The organism is Segatella sinensis, assembly GCF_040095255.1.
Taxonomy (GTDB): Bacteria; Bacteroidota; Bacteroidia; order Bacteroidales; family Bacteroidaceae; genus Prevotella; species Prevotella sinensis.
On sequence record NZ_JBBNGE010000085.1, the window covers coordinates 1 to 8,272 of the forward strand.

Genomic DNA, 8,272 nt, shown 5'->3' on the forward strand with positions numbered 1-8,272 from the left:
CCAAAAACTGGGTGACAGAACGAACCAAAACACTCAAACAAGTGAGTTAATATTGGAACATAGAACTGGACACCCTACTTGTTAGTCAATATTTCCAATGGAGAACTTCTCAGGTTTCTTTCCCTTGAAATCCTTGAAATACAGCTTGATTTCCCGCATGTCCTTCTCCACATCACCTGAAGGGATGATCATCTTGGTGCACTGTATCACCTTCTTCTCGTAATCCACGCCGTAGAGTAGGATAGGGATGCCTGCCTTGAGGGCGATGAAATAGAATCCCTTCTTCCATTCCGGGTTGAGCGAGCGGGTACCTTCCGGGGTGATGCAGAGACCGAAACTCTCGCGTTTCTTAGCCTCTTCGGCCAGGTTGTCGGTCATGCTGGTATGCTTGCTTCTCCACACCGGTACGCCTCCCATCTTTCTGAAGATAGGCCCCAGCGGCCAGAAGAACCATTCCTTCTTCATCAGGAAATTGCTCTTGATGTTCTCAGCTCTGGAGTAGAGCTGTCCTATCAGGAAGTCCCAGTTGCTGGTGTGTGGTGCAAGACAGATGATGTACTTCTTGGGAAAGTCGATGGTTATTTCCTTCTTCCATCCCATTCGCTTGTATAATATCCACTGACAGATGTCCTTGATCATTGCTTCTTAATCTATTATCTATATATTATATAGGTATAATGGATGTTCTTCTCCGTTTCCCGGGGCTTATCCCATGTTGGAGATCTGGTCGATAATCTCGCTCACCTGCTTGTTGAAGTCATGAATCAGGTTCTGATAGTATGTACCTGGCTTCATGCCTGGCTCTGGGTGAGAAACGCGCTTGATGAAGTCGCTATTGACCATTACGATAGATGAAAGGATGCCATCTACGTCCTCCTGAGAAGGGTTTCCATTGTACAAAGACGCAGCTACAGTCTCAGCGAAAAGCTCGCTGGTAATGTAGTTGATAGTGCGTTTTAAATCTCTTTTGCTAGCCATAATTCTTATTTCTAAATTAATAATTGGTTAAAAACATTGGTTCAAAGATAATCATTTTCTTTGGAAAAGCAATAGAAAATCAAAAAAAATATCGATATTAACTCATTTTTAGCATTTTTCTTTCCGTATCTCGTAGAAAAACCTTAAATTTGCAGTGTTTTTGAAGTTTCAACTAATTAAATATTAATAAAAGAATTATGGAAAAAAGTGCATTGCAGATTGCAAGAGCTGCTTATCAGCCAAAGTTGCCAAAGGCGCTTCAGGGTCCTGTAAAGGCAGTTGAGGGTGCAGCAACTCAGTCAGTAGGTAACCAGGAAGAAATCAAGGCTCTCTTCCCTAACACATACGGTATGCCTGTCATTACTTTCGAGGCTGGCGAGGCTCAGGAAATCCCTGCTTTCAACGTAGGTGTTATCCTTTCTGGCGGTCAGGCTCCTGGCGGTCACAACGTGATTTCTGGTCTCTTCGACGGTGTGAAGTCTCTCAACCCAGCTAACAAGCTCTATGGCTTCATCCTCGGTCCTGGCGGTCTCGTTGATCACAACTATATGGAGATTACTCCTGAGCTCATGGACGAGTACCGTAACACTGGTGGTTTCGATATCATCGGTTCTGGCCGTACAAAGCTGGAGAAGGAAGACCAGTTTGAGAAGGGTATTGAGATTCTCCGTGAGCTCGGAATCAAGGCGCTCGTTATCATCGGTGGTGATGACTCTAACACCAACGCCTGCGTTCTCGCTGAGTACTATGCTGCCAAGAAGTATGGCGTTCAGGTAATCGGTTGCCCTAAGACTATCGACGGTGACTTGAAGAACGAGCAGATTGAGACTTCTTTCGGTTTCGATACAGCCTGCAAGACTTACTCAGAGCTCATCGGTAACATCGAGCGCGACTGTAACTCTGCACGCAAGTACTGGCACTTCATCAAGTTGATGGGTCGTTCTGCTTCTCACATCGCTCTTGAGTGCGCACTCCAGACTCAGCCAAACATCTGCTTGATTTCTGAGGAGGTAGAGGCTAAGGAGATGTCATTGGATGATGTTGTTACATACATCGCTACAGCTGTGGCTAACCGTGCTGCTGAGGGCAACAACTTCGGTATTGTTCTCATCCCAGAGGGCTTGATCGAGTTCATCCCAGCTATCAAGAAGCTCATCGCAGAGTTGAACGAGGTTCTTACAGACCCAGCTACAGGCGAGAGCCGTGAGTTTGCCAGCGCTGAGGAGCAGATTGCATTCGTTAAGGGTGCCATCGCTAAGGACAACCTCGCTGTATTGGAGTCTTTGCCAGCTGACGTAGCTCGCCAGCTCTGCCTCGACCGTGACCCTCACGGAAACGTACAGGTATCTCTCATCGAGACTGAGAAGTTGCTCTCTCGCATGGTAGCTGAGAAGTTGGCTGCTTGGAAGAAGGAGGGTAAGTTCGTAGGTAAGTTCTCAGCTCAGCACCACTTCTTCGGTTACGAGGGACGTTGCGCAGCTCCTTCTAACTACGATGCAGACTACTGCTACTCACTCGGTTTCAACGCATCTCGCCTCATCGCTAACGGCAAGACTGGTTACATGTCAATCATCAAGAACACAACAGCTCCTGCTGCAGAGTGGATTGCTGGTGGTGTGCCTATCACAATGATGATGAACATCGAGCGTCGTAACGGTGCCAACAAGCCAGTAATCCGCAAGGCTCTCGTAGAGCTCGACGGTGCTCCATTCAAGTTCTTCGCTTCTAAGCGTGAGCAGTGGGCTAAGGAGACAGCTTATGTATATCCAGGTCCTATCCAGTACTGGGGTCCATCTGAGGTTTGCGATCAGACCACAAAGACTCTCCAGTTGGAGCAGGCTAAGTAATAAGAAATAAATCATATTATTATATGTCAACAAGACGAACGGCTTCTTCACAAAAAAAGAGTACTGTGGCGAGAAGGAAGATTTCTTCTCGGCGTGGGGGCTCTCGTGGCAGAAGGCGTTCGTCTTCTGTTTTTCTGCGTTATCCCCGATTGGCATGGTGGATTGGTGGAACGGCGGTAGTAGTGCTGTATGTTTTTCTGTTCTATCATTTCTTCGTAGGTCCTACCGGTTTCAGATGGCGTGCCCTCTATGGCGATGAGGTGTATCCTGAAGGCTACGAGATTCATGGCATTGATATCTCTCATTATCAGGGCAAGATAGACTGGGAACAGCTCAACAATGCGATGATCAAGGGTTGTCCTGTGCGCTTTGTCATCATCAAGAGTACCGAGGGTTCCAGTCGCCTGGATGAGAATTTCCGCGAGAACTTCAATCAGGCTCGCGATTATGGATTCATCCGTGGCGTGTATCATTTCTGGAGCAATAAATCTACGGCTCGCGAACAGGCGTATTACTTTCTGGAGCAGGTGCATCTTACGGATGGCGATCTTCCGCCCGTACTCGACATCGAGCATAAGCCTGATGACAAGAGTGTTGAGGATTTTCAGCGTGATGTGCTCACATGGCTGCATATCGTAGAGGATAGATATCATGTGAAACCGATCATCTATACCTATTACAAATTTAAGGAGCAGTATCTCAGCGCACCCGTTTTCGATGACTATCCTTACTGGATAGCGCATTATTATGTAGATAAGGTGCAGTACAAGGGCAAGTGGAAGTTCTGGCAGCATACGGATGCAGGAAAGCTTCCGGGCATCAAGGGCTATGTGGATTTCGATATCTACAACGGCAGCTACTACGATCTGCGCCAGCTTTGCATCGGAAGCAAGGACAAGGATAAGAAATTGTGGGATAATGATGAATAAGAATAAAGCTTGATTTTTCCAAGGGGGAAAGATCAAGCTTTATTTTTTATTCTGCTGTTTTTATTCTTTATTGTTGGTTTTACGCTCCCAGCACCAGGCAGGTCCAGTTGTTATCTACCTGTCTTGTTATCTCGTGCAGTCCCAGCTCATCTGCCTTCTCCAGCAATACAGGCACATCTTCCTCGTAGAAACCGCTCAGAATCAGTGTGCCGCCCATATTCATCACGCTGCGGAAGAGTTTCATGTCTTCCAGCAGGATGTTGCGGTTGATGTTGGCCATCACCACGTCGAAGACACCGCTCACGTGGTTCAGTACACTGCTGTTTCCGAAGAGTACCTCCATGTTATCTACGCCATTCAGTACGGCATTGTGCTTGGCATTCTCCACGCTCCATTCGTCGATGTCGTAGCCCACTACATCCTTGGCGCCGAGCTTCGAGGCGGTGAGTCCCAGAATGCCCGTACCCGTTCCGCAGTCTAGTATGCGCTTGGTCTTGACAGGCATTTTCAGCAGCTGTGCGATGATCATACGGGTAGTTTCGTGGTTGCCGGTTCCGAAGGCTAGCTTTGCCTCGATGCCGATCTCGATGATGTCGGGACGGTCGCTTGTATCCGGATAGAGTTCCGGATGCTTGGCATCGTAGATCACTACCTGGTCGCCCACGAAGATAGGGTCGAAGCCCTGCTCTTCCCATTCCTGGTTCCAGTCCTTGTCTTCGGCATCCTGGATGTCGTAGGTTATCTGGGTGTCCATGATAGGAAAGTCGGCGATGTAGGCATCCAGCGCCTCCTTGTCGAAGAGGTCTTTCTGCACGTATGCCTCTATACCCGTTTCGGTTTCTTCAAACGATTCGAATCCAGCCTCGGCAGCACCGTCGGCGAGCAAGTCCTGGCAGGCTTGCATCAAGTCGGCCGATGTCTCGATATTGAATGTCGCTACTAAATATTTCATATTTTTTTCTATTGATTTCTGATCATTGTTCTGTAGGATTCCGCCCTTGTTTTTCCGGGCATTCTATCCTAAAAATGCTTACGGATGTTCTAAAAAGTTTGAAATCCTTTAAATCTTCTGCAAAATTATAAAAAAATAGGGGAAAACCTACTATTATTTAGGGAAATTCTGTAATTTTGCATCAAAATAAGTGATATTTTTGCATAAAGAACAGAAAAAGATAGGAGAAATATACAATGAAGAAAATGTATCTTCTTGCAGTCCTGATGGCAGCCGCAATGCCATTCACTTCGATGGCACAGGACGACGACCTCTACTTCAATCCGAAGAAGGAGGCGAAGGAGAAGGCTGAGAGAAAAGCTGCGTTACTGCGTGAGTACAAGGCTCAGCAGGCACGCCGCGACAGTATCTATGCCCTCTACTGGAGCGGCAGCAACCGGAATGTGGATGAGTACAACCGTGGTGGCAGATTCCTGAGCCATTACGAGAAAGTGGGTACTGATTCACTAGGTAACGATATCATCCAGTTTCATGTAGGCAAGGGGGTAGCGCCCGACAGCATCTACGATGATGCTTACTTCGCACAGAAGTATATCAACGAGGAAGAGGATTTCGGCAATACCCGCAGAATGAGTCGCTGGGATGGCTACTACGATCCTTGGTTCTATGGCTACTATGGCTATGGTCCATACTATTGGCGCTCCCGCATGTGGGGCTGGCACAATCCTTGGCGATACGGCTACTATACGGGCTGGTACGACCCATGGTTTGATCCTTGGTATGATCCATGGTATTATGGCTATGCCGGATGGTATGGTGGCTGGTACGACCCATGGTATTATGGCTGGGGTGGCTGGTATGGACCTTGGTACTGGGGTGGTCCGATGATTGGGCATGTAAGCTATGGCGGTTTTGCCGGTGGCAAGAGATATAACAATCCGGGTCGCATCGATGCTTCTCATGGATATGTTTATGGCGGATCGCAGGGCAATAACAATACCTATACCCGCAGAAGCGGTTCTAACCGCAGCTTCGGTCAGCGTCGTGAGAACAATGGTTTCAGCAACAACTCCAACTTCGGAACGCGCAATAATTCCAGCTTCGGCAACAGCGGCAGCTTTGGTCATGGCGGCAGCGTAGGCGGAGGTGGCAGCTTTGGCGGCGGCCATTCCGGTGGTGGCAGCTTTGGAGGTGGCGGACGCTCAGGCGGCGGTAGCTTCGGAGGTCGCCGATAAATACGCCCTGAAAGGATTCGCCATTTGCCAGCACGCCCTGAAAGGGCAGAAGCTCCTAGCCCAGGGCATCGCCCTGGGTTATAGTGGTTTTTATGAATACGCCCTGAAAGGGCAAAAGTTTTATAAACAATTAAAATTAGAAATAATATGAATCATTTAAAACATATACTTTTTGCCAGTGCGCTCGTGGCTTCCATGAGTGCCGCTGCGCAGGAAACCTATCAGGATACCAAGTTGGCAGCCAGCCAACTCACGGGTACCGCCCGCTATGTAGGTATGGGTGGTGCGATGGAGGCCTTGGGTGCCGACATCTCCACCATCAGCACCAACCCAGCCGGTGTGGGTCTTTTCCGCAAGAATCAGATCAGCCTCACTGCCGGTGTCATCGCCCAGAGCGGTGCTGATAACAGCGTTTCCTTTGGCAAATATGCCATCGATTTCGACGGCAAGAAGAGTCATCCAACCTTCGACCAGGTAGGCATCGTCTGGTCAACGAAGATGAGAAACTCCAGTGCGCTCAATCTTGCGTTCAATTATCATAAGAGTACCGACTTCGGACAGCTCCTCAACGCAGCCAATTCTCTCACGAAGGCTTCGCAGAACAAGTTGACTGCAGCCAAGAATGCAGAGGGTGTTGATGGATGGAGCTCTGTGGATGCAAACTTTGGCGGTTACAAGGATAATGCAGGCAAGTATCAGAATGGTCTGCTTAGCCTCACCTCTAATGGCTATTTGTCTTACGCAGATGCCCAGTCTTATCTCTTTGGACAGTATCAGCATGGCTACATCGGCAGCTACGATTTCAACATCAGTGGTTCTATCGGCAATAGAGTATGGCTCGGACTTACCATCGGTTTGCACGATGTTCATTACAACAGTCATTCCCTCTATGCAGAGAATCTAGTGGATGGCAACTTCAGCGATTCCTACGAGCAGATCAAGATTACGGGTACTGGATATGACGTGAAGGCTGGTATCATCTTCCGTCCGGTAGAGGAGTCTCCTTTCCGCATCGGTGCCTACGTCAATTCTCCTGTGTTCTACGATCTCTCGCTCAGCGCAGCCCACGATCTGAGTATGTATGGCAAAAATGCGCCAGCTACTTTCCAGGATAAGGATGCAGCTGGCAATATCGTCAATGTGCCTTGCTACACATTGGGTGATAAGGGACAGACTGTGGATTACGACTTCCGCTTGAACACTCCTTGGAAGGTGGGTGTCAGCATGGGTCATACCGTGGGCAACTATCTTGCCCTGGGTGCAACCTACGAGTATGCCTGGTACGACCATATGGACAACCGCGTGAAGGATGGCGGTTACTACGATTACTACTGGGGTGATTATTACGAGTCAAGCAGCAGCGATGATGCGATGAATGCAGATACCCGTGCCAACCTGAAGGGTGTAAGTACATTGAAGGTGGGAGCTGAAATCAAGCCAACCTCTATGCTTTCTCTCCGTTTCGGTTACAACTATGTATCGCCGATGTTTAGAGAGAATGCCTATCGTGATCAGTCGATTGGCAGCAATGGTGTAGATATCGCTACTTCTACCGATTATACCAACTGGAAGGCGATGAATCGCTTTACCTGCGGTGTGGGTTTCAACTACGAGAACTTGAATATTGATGTAGCTTATCAGTATGCTACCCAGAAGGGTGATTTCTATCCGTTTATGAGCTATGTGAATAAGGATGATGCTACATTGGATAATCTCCCTACTTCATGCAAGGTGGATAACAATCGTCATCAGCTCCTGCTTACGGTAGGTTACAAGTTTTAAATAGACCGAAGGTTTAAAGAATGCAAAAAACAGAGCTTTCTTCGTTTTTTTTAGTAAAAAAAGGCTAGAAAATTTGGTCGTTTCGCAGAAAAGCTCTATCTTTGCAGATATAAAAAAGAAAGTTTTTAGATAAAATTATACTTAAGGAAAATTTCCCTAAAGTGATAGGGGATAAAGATATTAGTTTTTTTAGTGGTTAATTTAGTTTTAGTAAGTATGTGGTAGGATCTGTTGTGAAACAGGTCCTATTTTTTTGTCTGAAATAATGCCATTTCTTTCACACAATCATTCACCCATTTGTTTTATAGCAAGATGGGGGATAGGTTTCACATCCTGTATAACGAATAAAGAGGGTGCGTCATGGACTTATGACACACTCTCTGTAATAGATAAAATCTTCTCAAAAACTAATCACATGCAGATTTCATTCTGCTTTCCTGCTGCTTACATGCAGCTGGAAACTCCGAGCGATGTGGCTATTGCGGTGAGAATGCTAATCGCAATCTGAATCACCATTTTCCAAGTATCCTTCTTCATTGTTTTAATGTT

8 protein-coding genes are annotated in these 8,272 nt (G+C 47.2%); 4 read left to right on the forward strand and 4 right to left on the reverse strand.

The genetic code is table 11. From position 1 onward, the window contains the following. Positions 1-81 precede the first annotated feature (81 nt). Together AAAT87_RS14590 and AAAT87_RS14595 are read right to left on the reverse strand one after the other, a co-directional pair. Positions 82-639, reverse strand: coding sequence for a 1-acyl-sn-glycerol-3-phosphate acyltransferase (locus AAAT87_RS14590; RefSeq protein WP_089542750.1), 558 nt, complete (start codon positions 637-639; stop codon positions 82-84). Positions 640-705: 66 nt separating this feature from the next. Next, positions 706-978, reverse strand: coding sequence for a hypothetical protein (locus AAAT87_RS14595; protein WP_295025063.1), 273 nt, complete (start codon positions 976-978; stop codon positions 706-708). Between the two features lie 197 nt (positions 979-1,175). Here AAAT87_RS14595 and AAAT87_RS14600 point away from each other — a divergent pair, with 197 nt between their 5' ends. Continuing rightward, complete coding sequence (locus AAAT87_RS14600; protein WP_295025062.1) at positions 1,176-2,825, forward strand: diphosphate--fructose-6-phosphate 1-phosphotransferase; 1,650 nt, start codon at positions 1,176-1,178, stop codon at positions 2,823-2,825. A gap of 23 nt (positions 2,826-2,848) precedes the next feature. Next, a complete protein-coding gene (locus tag AAAT87_RS14605; protein WP_349226824.1) occupies positions 2,849-3,754 on the forward strand; it encodes a glycoside hydrolase family 25 protein in 906 nt (301 codons plus the stop codon). A 79-nt stretch (positions 3,755-3,833) separates the two neighbouring features. Here the strand turns inward: AAAT87_RS14605 and prmA are convergent, their stop codons facing one another. Beyond that, the gene (gene prmA / locus AAAT87_RS14610; RefSeq protein WP_295025060.1) at positions 3,834-4,706 is read right to left on the reverse strand and encodes a 50S ribosomal protein L11 methyltransferase; all 873 of its coding nucleotides are present in this window, start codon (positions 4,704-4,706) and stop codon (positions 3,834-3,836) included. Positions 4,707-4,942: 236 nt separating this feature from the next. Between prmA and AAAT87_RS14615 the strand changes: the two genes are divergently transcribed. Both AAAT87_RS14615 and AAAT87_RS14620 read left to right on the forward strand, forming a co-directional pair. Beyond that, positions 4,943-5,941: a hypothetical protein gene (locus tag AAAT87_RS14615; protein ID WP_349226825.1), complete on the forward strand. Its 999-nt coding sequence runs from the start codon at positions 4,943-4,945 to the stop codon at positions 5,939-5,941. Between the two features lie 147 nt (positions 5,942-6,088). Next, a complete protein-coding gene (locus AAAT87_RS14620; RefSeq protein ID WP_295025058.1) occupies positions 6,089-7,723 on the forward strand; it encodes an OmpP1/FadL family transporter in 1,635 nt (544 codons plus the stop codon). A 444-nt stretch (positions 7,724-8,167) separates the two neighbouring features. Here AAAT87_RS14620 and AAAT87_RS14625 read toward each other — a convergent pair whose 3' ends face one another. Then, positions 8,168-8,260, reverse strand: a complete 93-nt coding sequence (locus AAAT87_RS14625) for a smalltalk protein (protein WP_153097012.1) — start codon at positions 8,258-8,260, stop codon at positions 8,168-8,170. Positions 8,261-8,272: the final 12 nt, after the last annotated feature.

Bases quoted from the DNA above. Each gene is read 5' to 3' on its own strand.
- AAAT87_RS14590 (WP_089542750.1), bottom strand. From the start codon at position 639: ATGATCAAGGACATCTGTCAGTGGATATTATACAAGCGAATGGGATGG.
- AAAT87_RS14615 (WP_349226825.1), top strand. From the start codon at position 4,943: ATGAAGAAAATGTATCTTCTTGCAGTCCTGATGGCAGCCGCAATGCCA.
- AAAT87_RS14605 (WP_349226824.1), top strand. From the start codon at position 2,849: ATGTCAACAAGACGAACGGCTTCTTCACAAAAAAAGAGTACTGTGGCG.
- prmA (WP_295025060.1), bottom strand. From the start codon at position 4,706: ATGAAATATTTAGTAGCGACATTCAATATCGAGACATCGGCCGACTTG.
- AAAT87_RS14620 (WP_295025058.1), top strand. From the start codon at position 6,089: ATGAATCATTTAAAACATATACTTTTTGCCAGTGCGCTCGTGGCTTCC.
- AAAT87_RS14625 (WP_153097012.1), bottom strand. From the start codon at position 8,260: ATGAAGAAGGATACTTGGAAAATGGTGATTCAGATTGCGATTAGCATT.
- AAAT87_RS14595 (WP_295025063.1), bottom strand. From the start codon at position 978: ATGGCTAGCAAAAGAGATTTAAAACGCACTATCAACTACATTACCAGC.
- AAAT87_RS14600 (WP_295025062.1), top strand. From the start codon at position 1,176: ATGGAAAAAAGTGCATTGCAGATTGCAAGAGCTGCTTATCAGCCAAAG.